The organism is Geothrix paludis (genome assembly GCF_022808815.1).
In the GTDB taxonomy this organism is placed as follows: domain Bacteria; phylum Acidobacteriota; class Holophagae; order Holophagales; family Holophagaceae; genus Geothrix; species Geothrix paludis.
In genome coordinates, this window is the sequence record NZ_JAKZLC010000003.1 from 76,019 (window position 1) to 93,094 (window position 17,076).

Annotated in this window: 14 protein-coding genes; 2 read left to right on the plus strand and 12 right to left on the minus strand. The window is 65.8% G+C overall.

The features are described 5' to 3' along the window. Positions 1-19: 19 nt before the first annotated feature. From MLE64_RS08645 to MLE64_RS08670, 6 genes are all read right to left on the minus strand, one after another. The gene (locus MLE64_RS08645) at positions 20-1,951 is read right to left on the minus strand and encodes a hypothetical protein (RefSeq protein WP_243317358.1); all 1,932 of its coding nucleotides are present in this window, start codon (positions 1,949-1,951) and stop codon (positions 20-22) included. A gap of 145 nt (positions 1,952-2,096) precedes the next feature. Continuing rightward, entirely contained in the window at positions 2,097-3,164 is a 1,068-nt protein-coding gene (locus tag MLE64_RS08650; protein ID WP_243317359.1) for a LysM peptidoglycan-binding domain-containing M23 family metallopeptidase, read from the minus strand. Between the two features lie 160 nt (positions 3,165-3,324). Continuing rightward, on the minus strand, positions 3,325-3,825 hold the full coding sequence (moaC, locus tag MLE64_RS08655; protein WP_243317360.1) for a cyclic pyranopterin monophosphate synthase MoaC: 501 nt from the start codon (positions 3,823-3,825) through the stop codon (positions 3,325-3,327). 99 nt (positions 3,826-3,924) lie between these two features. Beyond that, entirely contained in the window at positions 3,925-4,572 is a 648-nt protein-coding gene (locus MLE64_RS08660; protein ID WP_243317361.1) for an HAD family hydrolase, read from the minus strand. A 36-nt stretch (positions 4,573-4,608) separates the two neighbouring features. Then, positions 4,609-6,213: a phosphoglycerate dehydrogenase gene (serA, locus tag MLE64_RS08665; RefSeq protein WP_243317362.1), complete on the minus strand. Its 1,605-nt coding sequence runs from the start codon at positions 6,211-6,213 to the stop codon at positions 4,609-4,611. A 107-nt stretch (positions 6,214-6,320) separates the two neighbouring features. Beyond that, positions 6,321-7,625 carry a dicarboxylate/amino acid:cation symporter gene (locus MLE64_RS08670; protein WP_243317363.1) on the minus strand — a complete coding sequence of 435 codons (1,305 nt, stop codon included), beginning with the start codon at positions 7,623-7,625 and terminating at the stop codon, positions 6,321-6,323. 88 nt (positions 7,626-7,713) lie between these two features. Between MLE64_RS08670 and MLE64_RS08675 the strand changes: the two genes are divergently transcribed. Together MLE64_RS08675 and lpdA are read left to right on the plus strand one after the other, a co-directional pair. Continuing rightward, complete coding sequence (locus MLE64_RS08675) at positions 7,714-8,877, plus strand: fatty acid desaturase (protein WP_243317364.1); 1,164 nt, start codon at positions 7,714-7,716, stop codon at positions 8,875-8,877. Positions 8,878-8,946: 69 nt separating this feature from the next. After that, positions 8,947-10,350 (plus strand): dihydrolipoyl dehydrogenase, encoded by a 1,404-nt coding sequence (lpdA, locus tag MLE64_RS08680; protein WP_243317365.1) that lies wholly within the window; start codon positions 8,947-8,949, stop codon positions 10,348-10,350. A 220-nt stretch (positions 10,351-10,570) separates the two neighbouring features. Here the strand turns inward: lpdA and MLE64_RS08685 are convergent, their stop codons facing one another. The 6 genes from MLE64_RS08685 to MLE64_RS08710 all read right to left on the minus strand — a co-directional run bounded on the left by MLE64_RS08685 (position 10,571) and on the right by MLE64_RS08710 (position 17,073). Beyond that, on the minus strand, positions 10,571-11,497 hold the full coding sequence (locus tag MLE64_RS08685; protein ID WP_243317366.1) for a hypothetical protein: 927 nt from the start codon (positions 11,495-11,497) through the stop codon (positions 10,571-10,573). A 201-nt stretch (positions 11,498-11,698) separates the two neighbouring features. Beyond that, positions 11,699-12,097: a hypothetical protein gene (locus MLE64_RS08690; protein WP_243317367.1), complete on the minus strand. Its 399-nt coding sequence runs from the start codon at positions 12,095-12,097 to the stop codon at positions 11,699-11,701. Next, positions 12,090-12,641 carry a hypothetical protein gene (locus tag MLE64_RS08695; protein WP_243317368.1) on the minus strand — a complete coding sequence of 184 codons (552 nt, stop codon included), beginning with the start codon at positions 12,639-12,641 and terminating at the stop codon, positions 12,090-12,092. The genes MLE64_RS08690 and MLE64_RS08695 overlap by 8 nt, the downstream gene beginning before the upstream one ends. Positions 12,642-12,961: 320 nt before the next feature. Next, positions 12,962-14,272 (minus strand): serine/threonine-protein kinase, encoded by a 1,311-nt coding sequence (locus MLE64_RS08700; RefSeq protein ID WP_243317369.1) that lies wholly within the window; start codon positions 14,270-14,272, stop codon positions 12,962-12,964. A 384-nt stretch (positions 14,273-14,656) separates the two neighbouring features. Further along, complete coding sequence (locus MLE64_RS08705) at positions 14,657-15,463, minus strand: hypothetical protein (protein ID WP_243317370.1); 807 nt, start codon at positions 15,461-15,463, stop codon at positions 14,657-14,659. Continuing rightward, a complete protein-coding gene (locus MLE64_RS08710; protein WP_243317371.1) occupies positions 15,460-17,073 on the minus strand; it encodes a hypothetical protein in 1,614 nt (537 codons plus the stop codon). The genes MLE64_RS08705 and MLE64_RS08710 overlap by 4 nt, the downstream gene beginning before the upstream one ends. Between the last annotated feature and the right edge of the window lie 3 nt (positions 17,074-17,076).

Sequence of the window (17,076 nt, forward strand, 5' to 3'; positions counted from 1 at the left end):
GCGTCTCCTGGGCGGAGGACTAGAGGCTGGGCGTGAAGCTCACGGTCACGATCACGTCGGGCTGGATGGCGCCCGGGCTCTTCAGCCGCACCCGCACCGGATGGTAGGCCGGAGGGGTCCGGTAGGCGGGGAGGGTGAGCGCCTCCGTGGTGCCGCCGGCGCCGGTGAAGGCGAAGCTCCGGTCGATGTAAGGCAGGTCCAGATCCACCTCGCTGCCGGCCGCCAGGGCCGGGGAGATGCTCACGCCGACCACGTAGCGCCGGTCGGCGCTGAGGTTGAAGCCGCTGTAGAACACTTCGCCTTCGGACTGGTTCGGATAGCTGCCCGCCACCTGGACGGCCTTGGCCATGCTGAGGGTGAAGGGGGCCAGCGGGGTGGTGAGCGCGTTGGGATCCGTGCCCCAATCCACCACGAAGGAGGCCAAGGGCCCGGTGGTGGGCCGCGGCCAGGGCATGCCGAAGGGTGTCGTGAGGGCGCCCAGGGTCGAATCTGTGAAGATCGTCGCGAGATCGACCGGTTCGGCCGAGGTCTTGGACTCCTTGAGCCGGGCGACCTGGGAGTAGATGTTGAGCGGTTCCGAATCCCGGAGCCCGTCGGAGTTCGTCCTGTTGGGGGACAGGAACAGCCTGGCCGCGGCCAGGGGATCGATCTTGGCCCAATCGGTGGGCGTCCCCGGGCTGGCGAGGCTGTTGGCCTTGAGGATGATCTGCCAGGCCAGGGCGCGGAGGGCCGGGGCGGCGTAGGGCGTGAGCTGGGCGGAGGTCAGCCCGCTCATGTCCCGGATGTCGACGACGGGGGCGGCCAGGCCGGTGCCCTGGGTGTCCGCCAGGTAGGGGGACTTCAGGACATTGGCGGCCATGGCCCCGGCCAGGCCCTCGATGCGCGCCATGTCCGGGCTCAGGTCCGCGAGGGCCGCGCCGACGGGGAACAGGGGGGCCCGGGGGATGGAGAAGGTCCGGCCGGATCCGCTGGCATAGAGGGCGCCACGCGCGATCAGGGGCAGAATGACGCCTTCGTCCCACGCATCGTCGTTGGTCGGGCCGCCCTGGATGGATCCGAAATAATGGAAGGTCTGGCGGAGGTAGTCGTAGGACAGGGGGTAGACGGACTGGTCGAATTCCACGAAGGAGCCGCGGGGCTCCGACACGCCCGGGGCATAGTGGAGGTCAAGGACGCCGCCCGGGGTGGCGGTCCCGAAGGCGGTCCGGTAGCTGGCGATGGTGTCGCCGATGGCGAGGACGCGGCTGCCGGTGCCCGTGGTCCTGCCGGACAGGCTGGTCTCAAGGACGGGGCTGGCCCCTTCGGGGGACATGAGGTAGCCGGAAATCAGGGTCGGATCGACCAGCCACCAGGCGTCCGAGAGCCCGACCGTGAAGTTGACGACGCTGTTTCCGGCCGGGAGGGCCGAAGGCGTCGGGTCTCCCGAAGGGGCGGTGCCGTCCACGGCCTTGCGCATCGCGTAGCGGAGGCGGGTGGCCTGGGGGATGGTGCTGTTGATGCCGGCCGGGTCTCCGATCAGGTTCACCGGGGTTCCGCCCCCGTCGAAGGTGCTCAGGAGCTCGACCATCAGGGGCTTGTCCTTGAGGACCGTCACGCTGTAGGCCCCGTTGGCGTCGGTGTAGGTCGAATCGTCCTTGGAGGAGACCTGGACCCAGGAGGTGGACTTGGTCACCCCATCGGGGTTGACCTGGTCCCAGCGCTGGTAGACCCGGATCTTGACGTACCGGGCGGGCAGAGACTTGAGGTTCGTCGCCACGGTGCTGTCCACCAGTCCCGTGGGCACGCCATTGGCGTCCGTGGCGAGGGGCACGCGGGTGTAGGTGACGGTGCCCGAGACGGTGATCTTGGTGGCGGCGACACTGTCCCCGCCCTTCTTCCCTCCGCAGGCCAGCGCCGAGGCCAGAAGCACGACGGCCCCCAGGGCCCGAAGGGTAGCTCGGTACAACGGCATGACCACCTCAGAACGGCGAAAGGATCAAGTCTAGCATGGCGCCCGCGGCCGGTCCCGCGCCGGGACACGGTGGGGCGCTTCCTTCCAGTGCCGCGGGTGGCGCGGAGGTTCAGCGTGCCTGGACCTCCCTGATGGGAGTCGCGGATCAGCGCCTGGCGCCGGTCCCCAGCAGGGCGTTCTGGGCGGCCAGTTCGGCGGAGATCTCTTCCTCGTCGTTGAGGACCGGCAGGGGATTCTGCTGAACCCCGTCGATCTTGAGCTCGAAGTGGAGGTGGGGACCCGTGGCGTTGCCCGTGCGGCCCACTTCGGCGATCTTCTGGCCCCGGCGGACGATGTCGCCCTCATGGACCAGGTTCAGCTGATGGTGGGCGTAGAGGGTGGCCACACCGTTCCCGTGGTCCACCACCACGAAGTTGCCGTACTGCTTGTGCTTCCCGGCCATCACCACCTGCCCGTCCAGGGCCGCGAACACGGCCGTGCCGGCGGGGGCGTTGAGGTCGATGCCGCGGTGCCGGCCCTTGTAGCGGATCCGCTTCTTGCGCTGGTTCTTCACCCGCACCGTCTTGGTGCGCATCCGGGGGCCCCAGGCGGAGCTGATGGTCCGGGTCTCCACGGGCCAGAGCAGGTCGAGATGGCCCGGGTCGGCCGGCGTGAAGGTGGGCAGCAGGGCGTTCAGCTCGGCTTCGCTGACGGGCGGCATGACGGGCTGCATCCGGGCCAGGAGCTGGGAGGGATTGTCCGGGGGCAAGTGCGCCTCGAGGTGGCCGGAGGTCCCGCCGGTCCGGGCTTCGGGAGCCACGGCGCGGACCTGGTAGGGCAGCAGGCGCTCCAGGTGGGGCATGGGCGCCGGGGGCACGACGGCGGGCGCGGGCAGGGCGGCGAGGGCGGGCCGGGGCACGGCCGGGAGAGGCTGGACGGCGGATTCTTCCGCCTCCGGCGCCGCGGCCCGGGTCTCGGCCTTGGACGCGCGCACCTTCAGCTTCATGCCCAGGGACAGCTTGGACAGCTTCCGTCCGGGGTTCAGGGCGGTCAGGTCGGCCAGGCTCATGCCATGGGCGCGGGCGATCGCGGCAGCGGTCTCGCCTTTGCGCACGATGTGGACGGCGCCATCATCGGCGGGCCTGGACGAGGTCTTCTTGGAGGTCCGCTTCGGAGCGGCCTGGAGGCCGAGGCTGAGGGACGCGAGAACGAGGGTCAAGACGGCAAGACGCATGAATAAACTCCCGGCTGGAACGGAAAAGCCTGCTTCGCTAGGCCTCCTTGGGGGGGTCGTGACCCCGGTCGACGATGGAATAAGGAACAGTCCAGTCCCCAATCCTACCGGGGTCCTGGAACCTTGCATATGCAAATGTTTTCCAACTGGCGTGGCGGGCTCAGGGCGCCCAGGGGCACCCTTCCCAGGGCAGGGTCACGGTGCCCCGTCGACCCCCTTCTTTGCGGAGGAGACGGGCCGGCCCGATGGCCATGCCGTGGCTCACGGCCTTGAGCATGTCGTAGAGCACCAGCAGGCCCACGGTCACCCCGGCCAGGGCCTCCATCTCGATGCCCGTGCGCCCCTCGCAGCTCACGGCCACCCGGAGCCAGGCCCGTCGGGTGGCGGGATCCCAGTGGTGGACGACATCCACGGCCTCGATGGCCAGGGGGTGGGCAAGGGGAATCAGGTCCGAGGCGCGCTTCACGCCTCCCACCGCCCCGATCCGCGCCACGGACCAGGGATCGCCCTTGGGGCCGCCGCCCTTCGAGAGGGCCTCGGCGGCGGGGGCGTCCAGCTCCAGGTAGCCCGCGGCCACGGCGATGCGCCGGGTCACGGCCTTGGCGGAGACGTCCACCATCTTGGGGCGGCCTTCGGGATCGAGGTGCGTCAGCTCGGCCATGAGGTCTCCGAAGTGGGGGCTTTCAGCAGGCTCGGCCTGGTGAAAGCCTGGGGGTCCGGGGGGACATCGCGAGCGCGGCGAGCAGGCGGTCCCCCCGGATCATAGATAGGCCAGGAGGATGTCCCGCAGGGCCGCCGTGTCCGGGGCGTAGGCCCGGGGGCCGCAGGCGGCCAGGGCCTCCTGGGAGTAGAAGCCGTGGCCCACGGCCACGCTGGGCACCCCGGCGTCCCGGGCCATGTCCAGGTCGAAGGGGGTGTCGCCCACCATGAGGATCTCCTCCGGGGCCAGGCCGGTCAGGGCCTGCATCTTCTCCAGGCTCTCGGGGTGGGGCTTCCCGTGCGTGACCTCGTCGGGGGTGATGATGGGGTCGAAGTAGGCCTCCCAGCCCCAGCGGGCCATCTGGCGCAACAGGGGGACCCGGCGCTTGGAGGTGGCCACCGCCATGCGCTGGCCGCGCCCCCGCAGCTCCTCGAGCAGCTCCGGGATGCCGTCGAAGGGCTGCATCAGGTGCTCGTGGTCCGCATGGCCGAAGCTCCGGTAGGCCTTGAGCACCGTGTCGTAGTCCAGGCCCAGGGGGCCGAAGGTGTTCCGGATGCCCGCCTCCACGGGCAGGCCCACGTACTTGAGCCACTCGCCCATGACCGAGCGCGGCTGGCCCAGGGCGTCCAGGGCGTGGGCCATGCCCGCCTCGATGAGGGGGCGGCTGTCCACCAGCGTGCCGTCGAAGTCCCAGGCGATGAGTTTCAAAGAGGCCTCCAGCCCTCCATCATCGCATCCTCCAGCCTAGGCCTGCGCGGCGGAGGGCAGGTGCAGCGCCCGGATGAAGGTGGCCTCCGTGGCCTGCTGGAGCTCGGCGACCACCGCGGGCGGCACCGGCGAGTCGACGGAGAGCACCACCATGGCCTCGCCCTTCTTCTCGCGGCGGCCCAGGTTCATGAAGGCGATGTTGACGTCATGCTGGCCCAGCACGGTGCCGATCTTGCCGATCATGCCCGGGCGGTCCAGGTAGCTCAGGAGGAGCATGTGCTCCTCGGGCATGAAGTCCATGGCGTAGTCCCGCAGGCGGACGATGCGGGGGGTGCCCTCGAAGAGGGTGCCCGACAGCACGCGGGTCTTCCCGCTGCCTTCCAGCGTGAGGGTGACCAGGTTGGAGAAGGCGCCCCCTTCGGTGGACTTCCGCTCCTCCACCACCAGGCCCATGCGCTCGGCCACCAGGTTGGCGTTGACCATGTTCACGGGCTGGTCCGTGGCCCGGCCCAGCAGGGCGGCCAGGCCGCTCACGGTGAGGGGCGAGCAGTCGTGGTGGGCGATGGCGCCGGCGAAGCCGAAGGTGACGCGGTCCAGGCTGCCCTTCACCAGCTGGAGGCCGAACTCGCTGAGCACGGCCATGAGCTTGAAGTAGGGCCGCATCTGGTCCATGACCGCCGGATCGAAGCGGGGCAGGTTCACGGCATTCTCCAGGGGGGCGCGATCCAGGTAGCTGAGGATCTCCCGGGACACGTCGATGGCCACGTTCACCTGGGCCTCCTGGGTGTTGGCGCCCAGGTGGGGGGTGACCACCACCCGCTCGTGGCCGATGAGGCGCTTGAGCACGTCGGTCTTGGGCGGTTCCTCGGACCAGACGTCCACAGCCGCCAGGGCCACCTTGCCGGAATCCAGGGCCGCCAGCAGGGCGGGCTCGTCCAAGATGCCGCCCCGGGCCACGTTGAGCAGGATGACGCCCGCCTTCATCAGGGCCAGCTGCTCCGGGCCGATCATGCCGCGGGTCTCGTCGTTCAGGGGGGTGTGCACCGTGAGGATGTCGCAGGTGCGGCAGAGCTCGTCCAGGTCCGTGAGGCGCACGCCCAGGTCCTGGGCCCGCTTGGCGCTGATGTAGGGATCGCAGCCCAGCACCTCGCACTCGAAGGCCTTGAGCCGCGTGGCCACGCGGCCGCCCACCTTGCCGAGGCCGATGACGCCGGCGGTCTTGCCCTTCAGCTCCACGCCCGTGAACTTCGCCCGCTTCCACTCCCCGGCCTTGAGGCTGGCGTCCGCGGCCGGAACGTGCCGGCAGGCCGAGAGCAGCAGGGCCAGGGTGTGCTCGGCGGCGCTGTTGGTGTTGCCGAAGGGCGCGTTCACCACGATGACGCCCTTGGAGCTGGCGTAGTCCACGTCCACGTTGTCGATGCCCACGCCGGCCCGGGCCACGATCTTCAGGTTCGTGGCGGCGTCCAGCAGGGCCTTGTCCACCGTGGTGCCGCTGCGGGTGATGATGGCGTCGTAGCCGCCGATGCAGGCGTGCAGCTCCTCCGTGGACAGTCCCAGCTTCACGTCGAGGGTCACGCGCGGGTCGCGCTGGAGCAGGGCTAGGCCTTCGCCGGTCACCTCGTCGGTCACGATGATCTTCATGGAGCCCCCGGTCGGATCCTGATGCAGCGCCGCATTGGGAATTCACCAGGGTACCGGCGAAAGGCTTTCAAGACAAGGATTCGGGCGCTACTCCGGGTAGGAGATGGCTATCCCTCCTGGTCCGGCAGCAGCTCCGGGTCCGTGCCGAAGACGCCTTCCCAGCGGGCTACCACCACACTGGCCAGTCCGTTGCCGATGACGTTCACGGTGGTGCGGGCCATGTCCATGATCTCGTCCACGGCCAGCAGCATGGCGATGCCCGCCTCCCCCGGCAGGCCGAAGCTGCCGCAGGTGCCGGCGATGATGACCAGGGTGGCCCGGGGCACGCCCGCCACGCCCTTGCTGGTGAGCATGAAGGTGAAGACCATGAGCAGCTGCTGGCCCAGGCTCATGTGGATGCCCGCGGCCTGGGCGATGGTGAGGCTGGCCAGCACCAGGTAGAGGGTGGAGCCGTCCAGGTTGAAGCTGTAGCCCGTGGGGATGACGAAGCTGGCCACCTGGCGCGGCACGCCGAAGCGCACCACTTCTTCCAGCAGCTTGGGCAGGGCCGCCTCGCTGCTGGCGGTGCTGAAGGCCGTGAGGGCCGGGTCCTTGATGGCCTTCACGAAGCCCAGGACACGGATGCCCGCCATCCAGGCCACCGGCGCGAAGACGAGCACGAACAGCAGCGTGAGGGCCAGGTAGAGGCTGCCCACCAGCAGGCTGTACTGCTTGAGCAGGTGGAACACGGCGGGCCAGCCCTTGATGAGGGCGCCATTCACCGTGTGGCCCGCGGCCATGTGGCTCACGTTGTAGGCCATGGCGCCAAATACCCCCAGGGGCGTGAGGGTCATGACGAAGTCCGTGTACTTGAACATGGTCTGGGCCACGCCATCGAAGAAGGCCAGGACGGGCTGACCCCGCTCGCCCACCTTCGTGAGGGCGATGCCGAAGATCGTCGCGAAGATCACCACCGGCAGGATGTCCCCGTCCGCCGCGTGCTGGATGAGGTTCGACGGGAACATGTGGAGGGCGATCTCCCAGCCGGTCTTGGCCTTGGCGGCGGCCACGGCCGTGTGGGCCCCCATGTCCATGGGCAGGTGGGCCCCGGGCTTCAGCCAGTTGGCCACGAAGAGGCCGATGAAGAGGGCCAGGGTGGTGATCACCTCGAAGTAGATGAGGGCCTTGGCGCCCATGCGGCCCACGGCCCGGATGTCCCCCGTCTGGGCGATGCCCACGATGATGGTGGAGATGAGCAGGGGGACGATGAGGCCCTTGATGAGGCTGATGAAGGCCTTGGAGAGGAAGCGGAAGGTGTCGTAGGCCCAGGGGTACTGGTCCTGGGGCAGGGAGCCGCCCAGGAGCACGCCCAGGATCAGGCCCATGAAGATCCAGAAGGTGCTGGAGCGGTACCAGGGTCGTTTGACGGTCACAGAAACCTCATGGGGGAAAAGCCAGTTTGGCATGGGGTTCCTGTGACAGTCCTCCGGTAGAATTGAGCTTCTTTTTGGAGTCTATGGAATGAACCCATCCAAGCGCTGGAACCTGCTCAACACGCTCTTCCTCACGGGCACCTTGGCCCTGGCCGCGGTGCTGGTGCCCTGGCGGCTGGCCACGTCCGGCCTGCGGTGGAGCGAAGGGCTGGTCTTCCTCGCCATGATCACCGCCGTGGGCACCGCCATCAGCGGCGGCTACCACCGGCTCTTCAGCCACCGGGCCTACAAGGCCACCTGGCCCGTGCGCTTCCTCTTCCTCTGCTTCGGCGCCGCCGCCTTTGAGAACTCGGCCCTCAAGTGGGCCAGCGACCACCGGGTGCACCACCAGCACGTGGACACGGAGAAGGACCCCTACCAGATCGGCAAGGGCTTCTGGTACGCCCACTGGACCTGGGTGATGGAGGCCAAGGGCCTGCCCCTGGCCGGCGTGGCCGACCTGGAGAAGGATCCCCTGGTGCAGTGGCAGCACCGGCACCACTTCCTCATCGGGGCCGTGGTGACCTGCATCCCCCTCGTGATCGGCCTGGCCACGGGCAATGTCCTGGGCCACCTGGTCTTCGGCGTGGCGCTGCGCATCGTGGTGACGCACCACACCACCTTCTTCATCAACAGCGCCGCCCACATGTTCGGCAGCCGGCCCTACACGGACGCCAACACCGCCCGCGATAACTGGCTCCTGGCGCCCCTCACCTACGGCGAGGGCTACCACAACTTCCACCACCTCTGGCAGTGGGACTACCGCAACGGCGCCCTCTGGTACCAGTGGGACACCACCAAGTGGCTGCTGAACGTCCTGGGCTGGATGGGCCTCGTGGGCCAGTTCCGGCGGGTGCCCGCCGCGGCCATGACCCGGGCCCGCCTCCACATGGAGGAGAAGCGCCTGCGCGAGCGCCTGGCCCTGGCCAGCCCCGGCAGCGCCCACCCCATGCGGGACCGCCTGGAGGCCGCCCGCCTGAAGCTGGACACCGCCCTGGCGGCCCTGCACGACCGGCACGAGGCCTGGCAGGCGAAGCAGGCCGAGTGGCGGGCCAAGGGCCTGGCCAAGGGCCAAGCCAAAGCCGAGGCCTGGCGCGAGGCCAAGGCCGAGTGGAAGGCCGCCCTGGCCCTGCACCGCGCCGAGCTCCGCAGCGCCTGGGCCGAGTGGAAGGCCGCCCGCCTGGAAGTGCGGTCTGCGCTGGTGTACGCCTAGGGCCGACCCGGCCCCGGCAATATGGGATCATGGGGTTCCGCCACGGAACCCCGTTCTTTGGAGCGCAGCATGGCTTCCTTCGACCTCATCGTCATCGGCTCCGGCCCCGGCGGCTACATCGCCGCCATCCGCGGCGCCCAGCTGGGCCTCAACACGGCCCTGGTGGAGAAGGATGCGGGCCTGGGGGGCACCTGCCTCCACCGCGGCTGCATCCCCGCCAAGACCTGGCTGGAGAGCGCCCACCGCTTCGAGCAGATGCAGGTGGCCGACGACTACGGCATCGACGGCGTGGACGCCAAGAGCCTGAAGGCCAACCTCGCCACCATCGTCAAGCGCAAGGGCCGCATCGTCCTGAAGAACGCCAAGGGCATCGAGTTCCTCATGAAGAAGAACAAGGTGACCGTGCTCAAGGGCTTCGGCAAGCTGCTGGGCGGCGGGCGCGTGGACGTGGCGGGCGAAGTGCACGAGGCCAAGCGCATCATCCTGGCCACGGGCTCGGCCCCGAAGCCCATCCCCGGCCTGGAGACGGATGGCGTCCGGGTGCTCAACAGCGACCACATCCTCGACCTCACCGAGCTGCCGAGCCACCTGGTCATCCTGGGCGCCGGCGCCATCGGCGTGGAGTTCGCGTCTGTCTTCAGCCGCCTGGGCTCCAAGGTCACCCTGGTGGAGTTCATGGACACCATCCTGCCCCTGGAGGACGAGGAGATCGGCCTCGAGCTGGCCAAGATCTTCAAGAAGACCTACAAGATGGACGTGCGCACCAAGACCAAGATCACCCGCATCGAGAAGCGGGACGACGGCGTGGTGTGCTTCCTCGAAGGCGAGACCCCCGGCGAGGTGGTGGGCAGCCACCTGCTGGTGGCCGTGGGCCGCGCGCCCATGGTGGAGGGCATCGGCCTGGAGGCCACCAAGGCCCAGGTGGACCGCGGCTGCGTCCTCATCGACAAGTTCATGCAGACCGGCGAACCCGGCCTCTACGCCATCGGCGACATCGTGCGCACCCCCTGGCTGGCCCACGTGGCCAGCGACGAGGGCATCGTGGCCGCCGAGCACGCCGCGCAAAGCCTGGGCAAGGATGTGCACCCCCACCCCGTGCGCTACGACCGCTTCCCCGCCTGCACCTACTGCGATCCCGAAGTGGGCACCATCGGCCTCAACGAGAAGGCCGCCAAGGCCAAGGGCTACGACGTGCAGGTGGGCACCTTCCCCTTCGCCCCCATGGCCAAGGCCAACATCGTGGGCGAGCCCCACGGCTTCATCAAGATCGTGGCCGACAAGAAGTACGGCGAGATCCTCGGCATCCACATCCTCGGCCCCAAGGCCACCGAGCTCGTCGCCTCCAGCGTGGCCCTCATGGGCGGCGAGTTCACCGTGGATGAGCTCATCAACACCATGTACCCGCACCCCAGCCTGAACGAAGTGTTCCCCGAGGCCGCGCGGGCGGTGTATGGGCGGGCGTTGAATATGTAGGTTTTTGATTCATTAAGCGGGACACTAGGGCTTGAAAACGCGAAGAACCGCCCGACATGGGCGGTTCTTCGTATGTAGAAGGATTGGATTAACGAATGAAGCTAACCGGCCACGCCTGCGCCGAGTCGCTGAACGGAGCCGAGGAAGCGGGATGTTGAGAGAGAACGCAAAGCAATGCAGGCGGGGCTTGGCTGAGCGCAGGCTAGGCCAGAGATGGGTTTCACTTTAAATTTAAATATTTTAATAAATGATATTTACCGGTTTTCATGTCTTCGAGAGTGACGGTAGAAGGACGAGCTGAATAATTTGTTTCGTACCATTCTGGTGGATTTTTGAAACGTTCATACCGACGGGTGATGGGTCTATTTTTTGTAGCAATAATAGCTAAAGGTTGTTTTGACTGATTAACAGAAATTTCTATACCAGCAGAGAACGGTATGGTTGCTGTATAGTCAAAGTCATTGCCGTGGTCGCTATAATTACCAAGATAAGTGGCATAATCCTTCCAGCGTGCAAATTCATATTGAAATTCGCCGATGATATTAATTGAATCGCCATTTACGCTACCGACATAAAGACCGGGTAGATTAGACCCTTTATCCTTGGATGTTATAGCCATGTGCCCGACAAGTAAAATATTGTCCCTGCTAGGTCGGCGATAGTTGTGTTCGTGACCATAATCATTGAATGCCCAATAATTTGTTAGCCCTAAGGATTTAATCTGCACTATCATTGATTCTGATTCGAAGCGAGAGTTGTCGTGAATAGCTTTGAAGCCAAGCCGTTTAATTCGTTCAGCTTCTTGGGCATCACGAATGAGTTTCTGTTCTAGGTTTTTAACCAAGACTTCGGCTTTGACCTTTTCTGGAGAAAGTGGATATTTTGATATCATATCCGCTAATAATTTTTTAGATTCCTGCAAATTTTGTTTCTTAACTTCGGATGAAATCGATTCAAGCAAGTTGGCTGGGGTTAACTTGAGATTAGCATTCTCAATTTCTAGGGCTGAAATTCTTTGTTTCAATTGATTAATCTCGGATTGAGAAATGCTGTTGTCCGACGCTTTGTTGGAGCAGGCAACTGTAATTGCGATGCATAATGTTGGTATAGCAAAATCTTGAATAGATTTGGATATGTAGGATGTCATAATTTCTCCTGATAGAAATTGTAAGGTAAATATATTTGGGTTGAAGGTTTACTATTTTTTAAGAAGCCTGACGAATGAAGCTTATCGGCCCCGCCTGCACCGAGGCGAGGAGCGGAGCCGAGGAGGCAAGAAGCTGAGAGAGAGCGAAAGACAATGCAGGTAGGGTCCGAGTTGAGCGGAGGGTCAGCCGCAAGCGAGTATCTATAGCAATTTTGCTTTGTCGTTCAATGCTGGATATTCGAAAGGAAGTACTTCTACATCAGGCTGCTCGACGATCTCGGAACCCAATAGTACAGACGTCCATTGGTTGGGTGTGCGTTTGATCGTTCTGATGGTTTTAGTGGTTCTATTCGATTTAATGGTGGCAATTTTTTCTTGCAAATGAATGATGCTCCCTGTCCCTCTTAATATTTCAAGCCTACCGAGGTTTTCATTTGTTTCTGGGTCAAAAAGTTCTTCATTTTCAAGAAAATATACTAAGAATTGATCGCCGATTTTCAATCCGTGATCACTACCTTTGTTGATGACAAGAGTATATTCGTTGATGATTTTAACAATAGAGGCAATAAGTTGTCTTTTGGGTTTAACTTCATTAGACATTAACAGCTCCTTCTATTATATAGTTTGGAACGGATGGTTTAATGATTAACTTTGATAGATCATCGGAACGATTCTCATACAAGGCCTTCCATCTGTCTCCAAAATCGACATCAGAAATGACAGCTATTTGAATCTTTTTGTCTAATTGAATGTTAATCACTCGCCCGATCCCTACAAGTCTTTCAAGTTCGGATTCAAGTATGTAAATGGAAACGAGACTGTCATAAGTCAAAAGTGGAGTTGGATTTAATAACAATAAAGCATGTGTGGTTTGGTACGCACCAAGGGGTTTTCTGGCTATTTTTATTTTAGGTAAAAAATTATTAGAATAATTATAAGAATCAATAAAAGCTCGTAACAATACTAGGCATAGATATGCGAAAATCATAAAAATAACTATTACCCACCTTGTTTCATATTTGGTTTCTTTGGGGATTATAAATAATGATATTGTTGTAGCGAAAAACCCTAGCGCAGTGATTACCCCACCCCAGGATTTTATGGCTGCTGATAAAAGTATGTCTATCTGGGATTGTTCATGCATTACACCCTCGGAAGATGGAGGATTGGTTGGAATTGGGAACGATCTTCATGATAGTGCCTAATTAAGATTTAAACGAACAATAACAAGCAGGAATGAAAGTCGCCTAATCTGAGCTACAGGGGCGTAACTGCTGATTGAATACTAAGGTGATCGGATTGGCGACACGCTAGGGCAACCGAAGAGAGAGGTTGCCTTAACACTCGACAGAGAGAAGGACCTTAGGTGCTTCCCATGGAGACACACTGGTCTTGTATCTTCAAGAGAGATCGTTCAAACGGTCGAAACTCCGCCCCGAACGGTAGGGCCCTCCCGTCAATGACTCACGCCCCGTACTCCCCCTTCAGCAGCCTCGCCCTCAGCTCCGCCGGCAGCCGCCCGGCCTTGCGGTCCTGGGTGAGCATGGCTTTGTAGCGGCGGTTCTGGAGGAGGTCGGTGGCGGGGACGTGTCTAGCCTCGGCATCCTTGAGGGTGGCGAGGAAGCCTTCCAGGTCCTTGGCGCGGTACTGGACCACCAGCAGGAGGGCCAGGGCGTCGGGGTCCACCCGCTGGCCGGGCGGGGCTTGGGCCAGCACGTCGCGGATGATGCGCAGGGCGCTGAGGGGGTCGCTGTCCACCAGGGCCTCGGCCCCCTTGAGGGCGGCGTCGTCCAGGGCGGCGTTCCTCGGCGGGGCCGGGCGCAGGGCCCACCAGGCGGCGCCACCCGCGGCCAGCAGGCCCGCCAGCCCCAGGGCCCAGGCCCCGCGGCGCCGGGGCGCGACCTTGGCGGGGTGAGGCAGGGCCACGGTGGGCTGGTCTTGGGGGCGCCAGGCGGGATCCAGGGCGGCGCGCAGGGCCTCGCCCAGCTCCTTCGCGGAGCCGAAGCGCTCCAGGGGATCCTTGGCCAGGGCCCGGGTCACCAGGTCCCGCAGGGCGGGGTTCAGGCCGTCGAGGGCCTCGATGTCCAGGTCGGGGGTGGGCTCGTTGAGGATGCAGTAGATGAGCGAGCCGTTGGTGTCGCCCTGGAAGGGGCGGTGCCCCGCCAGGCCCTCGTAGAGGATGACGCCCACGGCGAAGAGGTCGGCGGAGGGCGTGGCCTGGCCCCGGCTCAGGTACTCGGGGGCCATGTAGGCGAGGGTGCCCACCACCATGCCCGTCTGGGTGGCCTCCTGGCCCAGGGATTTCGCCACGCCGAAGTCCAGGATCTTGGCCACGGGCCGCTCGCCTTCGCGGGCGATCATGATGTTGGCGGGCTTGATATCTCGATGGACGATGCCCTTCTGATGGGCGGCCTGGAGGCCGTCGCAGACCTGGGCCATGGCCTCCAGGAAGGCCCGGGGCGCCAGGGCCTGGCGGCGCAGGAGGCTCTCCAGGCTGGGGCCCTCCACCACCTCCATGGCGAAGTAGAGCAGCCCGTCCGCCTCGCCGAACTCGTAGATGGTTACCACGTTCGGGTGGTGCAGCCCCGCGGCGGACTGGGCCTCCCGCGCGAAGCGGGCTTTCAGATCGCCCAGGGCCTCGGCGTCCGCCTGGGGCCGGATGGTCTTGAGGGCCACCTCGCGCCCCAGCGTCGTGTCCCGCGCCAGGAACACCTCGCCCATGGCCCCCTGGCCCAGGGTGCGGAGGATCTCGAACTTGCCGATGCGGTCGGGCATGGGGCTTCCGGGGATGAGGCTGCGGGGGGAAGGCTTTCCTGGATTCTAGAGCGAAGGCGGGCCCCATCCGAGCCGCCATCAGCGTCATCGGCGAAATCGGTGGCAGACACACCTTCCTGGCGATCAGCCTGATTCATCCAGAAAAGCTGGGAACCGCGAATGACGCGAATCGCCCTGCGGGCGCGCGAATGGCGAACGATCCTGCTTCCGCCTCCACACGCGGGGCGGGCATGTCAGCTCCTGAAGGCTGCCGGACCCGCCCCGCGTGTGGCCAGCCGCGCCTCGCGCGACTGGGGGCCGAAGGCCCAGGCGGTCCATCCCCGCCGCGATTCGCGCCCATTCGCGTCATTCGCGGTTTGATCTTTTAGGGTTGACGCTCCCCGTTCAGCAGCGCGCGCAGAAGTGCGGTGGCGCGGGCAGGCGGGAGAGGCCTTCGAAGGCCAGCTCCCAGGCGCGAGCTGGACCACGGAAGGCCGTGGCTTCCGGCGTGAGCCTGCGCAGGGCGTGGAGGGGCGCGGGGTCGCCGGGCAGGGGCAGGAAGGGGACGGGCTGGCCGGTGGCCGCGCGCAGGGCCGCGCGCAGGGCGTCCGTGAGGGCCGTGGCCTCGGGCAGCACCAGGGGCGGCACCCGCAGCTCGGCGCCGTCAGGCAGGGGCACGCCGGGCCAGAGGTCCATCTCGAAGCCGCCGTGTTCGGGGTGATCCGGCGCCTCCCGCCACTCGGGCCGGCGGAAGATCCGCTTGCGGTCGGCCTTGTCCCAGTCCGCCAGGAAGCCCTTCAGCTCCGCCTTCTCCAGGGGGCCCATGGGCGCCTTGGGCAGGGCCACGGGAAGATCGCGCGCGATGCGGCCCGGCAGGCGCCGGACCAGCATGGGCTTGCCGTCCAGCCAGGGCAGGCCCGCGTCCAGGGCCGCCACCAGGGCGCCCAGGCGGCGGCGGTGCAGGTCCAGGGCGGTGGCCAGATCGCTGCCGGGCACGGGCACGAGGCCCAGCAGGTTCAGGGGCAGGCCCCGGGCCTGGACAGCATCGGCGGCCGCCAGAGGCTCGCGCAGATCCTCTGCTGTCCGCCCCAGCACCAGCACCTGGGGCAGGCCGTGGCCCTGGATGCGCTCCACCAGGATGAGGCTGCTGCCGGGCGCCGAGAGCACACTCCCCCCCAGCTCCGCGGCGAGACGCAGGGCCTCGGGGTTCATCCCAGGGCCTCCACCAGCTTCTCCCGGCGGCGGTCCAGGGCCGCGGCCGCGGCGGGCAGCAGCAGCAGGTGGGCCGTGAGCACCAGCCCGAAGAGCAGCGCCATGCCCGGCACCAGCAGCCGCGGCGAGATCCAGGCCAGCAGCGCGTAGGCCCCGCCGAAGAGGCCCGCCCAGAAAGCCGAGGTGCCCATGCTCAGCAGGCCCAGGGCGAAGGGCATGCTGTTGTTCTTGAGGCTGTCCATGGCCATGGGCCGCGGCGCCCAGGTGGAGGTCCACTGCCCCACGGCGGTCTGGGCCAGGAAGATGCAGCCCATGAGCAGCATGCCGCCCAGGAGGGGGATGGGGCCCGCGTGGTCCAGCAGCATCAGCAGGCCGGCCAGTACCAGCGCCTGGAGCCCCTGGTGCGCGGCCAGGCCCAGCAGCTTCCCCTTGAGCAGGTCCTCCGGGCCCACGGGCAGGAGTAGCAGGCCCTTCACGCCGTGCCGGTCCAGCCCGAACTGGTTGAACACGAAGTTGTTGGCCACCAGGGACAGGTAGGCGAAGGCCGCGGGTACGGTCCAGAGCGGGTTCGGCTTGAACTGGGCGAAGGGGCCCTTCAGCAGCACCACGGTCATGAGGGGCATGAGGAAGGCGAAGCGGCCCAGGTGGCTGCGCATGATCGTCTGGAAGTGGAGCCTGCCGAGGCCTTCCGCGGGATGGCGGAAGCTCCAGAGGCGGTCGGGGCCGCGGGTCTGCGGGGCCACCGAGGTGCCGCTTGCCTCCCGCGCCATGATCCGCGCCCCCAGGACCATCACCAGGGCCAGCAGGGCCAGGGGATAGAGGTGCAGGGCCAGGGCCGCGCCCCAGTGCCCCGCTCGCGCTTCCGCCAGGCTCCGGGCGGCGCCGTGGGTGGGCAGGGCCTCGAGGACCCGGGCCGCGCCCCGGCCCAGGGCCTGGACCTTCTGGATCTGGGCGGCCTGGATGGGCCGGGCCCCAGACCTGGCAGCGGCACTCGGACCGCGCTTCGACAGGCCCGGGGACATCAGGGTGGAGCCCAGCCAGGCCAGGATGGCCAGCGCCGTCAGGGCCACGCGGAGGCGCTTCACCAGTGCCGAGGCCAGTCCGCCCACGAGGAGCTGGAGGGCCAGCATCATCAGCAGCGTCTCGAGAAGAACGAGGGGCACCAGAATCAGGGTCCGGGGCGCGGCCAGGCCGATGCCCAGCAGCAGGCCGGTCAGGGCCAGGCCCATGGTCAGCGGCAGCATGTCCACCAGGCCCGCCGTCAGCTCCGCCAGGTAGAGGGTGCGCAGGCGCAGGGGGAAGCCCCGGTAGGCCTCCCAGGCCAGCTCGCGGGCCCCGCCCAGCACGCCGCCGATGAGGCCGCCGCCGAAACCGAAGAAGGCGAGCACGGCGCCCAGGACGGTGGCGGCGATGGGCCGGTCGAGACGACTGCCCAGCAGCCAGCCCAGGGCCCCGCCGCCCAGGACCAGGCCCACGGCGGCGAAGGCGGCGAGGATCCCCACCACCAGGACCAGCACCCACGCCCCCTGCCGGCCCAGCTCCCGGGCCGAGCGGTTCCAGGTGGCCTGCCCGTGGGCCGCCAGCAGGGCGCGGAAGGCTCCTACGACCATGAC

Excerpts from the sequence above, each read along its gene's own strand:
- MLE64_RS08645 (WP_243317358.1), bottom strand. The coding sequence starts at position 1,951 with ATGCCGTTGTACCGAGCTACCCTTCGGGCCCTGGGGGCCGTCGTGCTT.
- MLE64_RS08650 (WP_243317359.1), bottom strand. The coding sequence starts at position 3,164 with ATGCGTCTTGCCGTCTTGACCCTCGTTCTCGCGTCCCTCAGCCTCGGC.
- moaC (WP_243317360.1), bottom strand. The coding sequence starts at position 3,825 with ATGGCCGAGCTGACGCACCTCGATCCCGAAGGCCGCCCCAAGATGGTG.
- serA (WP_243317362.1), bottom strand. The coding sequence starts at position 6,213 with ATGAAGATCATCGTGACCGACGAGGTGACCGGCGAAGGCCTAGCCCTG.
- MLE64_RS08675 (WP_243317364.1), top strand. The coding sequence starts at position 7,714 with ATGAACCCATCCAAGCGCTGGAACCTGCTCAACACGCTCTTCCTCACG.
- lpdA (WP_243317365.1), top strand. The coding sequence starts at position 8,947 with ATGGCTTCCTTCGACCTCATCGTCATCGGCTCCGGCCCCGGCGGCTAC.
- MLE64_RS08685 (WP_243317366.1), bottom strand. The coding sequence starts at position 11,497 with ATGACATCCTACATATCCAAATCTATTCAAGATTTTGCTATACCAACA.
- MLE64_RS08690 (WP_243317367.1), bottom strand. The coding sequence starts at position 12,097 with ATGTCTAATGAAGTTAAACCCAAAAGACAACTTATTGCCTCTATTGTT.
- MLE64_RS08695 (WP_243317368.1), bottom strand. The coding sequence starts at position 12,641 with ATGCATGAACAATCCCAGATAGACATACTTTTATCAGCAGCCATAAAA.
- MLE64_RS08700 (WP_243317369.1), bottom strand. The coding sequence starts at position 14,272 with ATGCCCGACCGCATCGGCAAGTTCGAGATCCTCCGCACCCTGGGCCAG.
- MLE64_RS08705 (WP_243317370.1), bottom strand. The coding sequence starts at position 15,463 with ATGAACCCCGAGGCCCTGCGTCTCGCCGCGGAGCTGGGGGGGAGTGTG.
- MLE64_RS08710 (WP_243317371.1), bottom strand. The coding sequence starts at position 17,073 with ATGGTCGTAGGAGCCTTCCGCGCCCTGCTGGCGGCCCACGGGCAGGCC.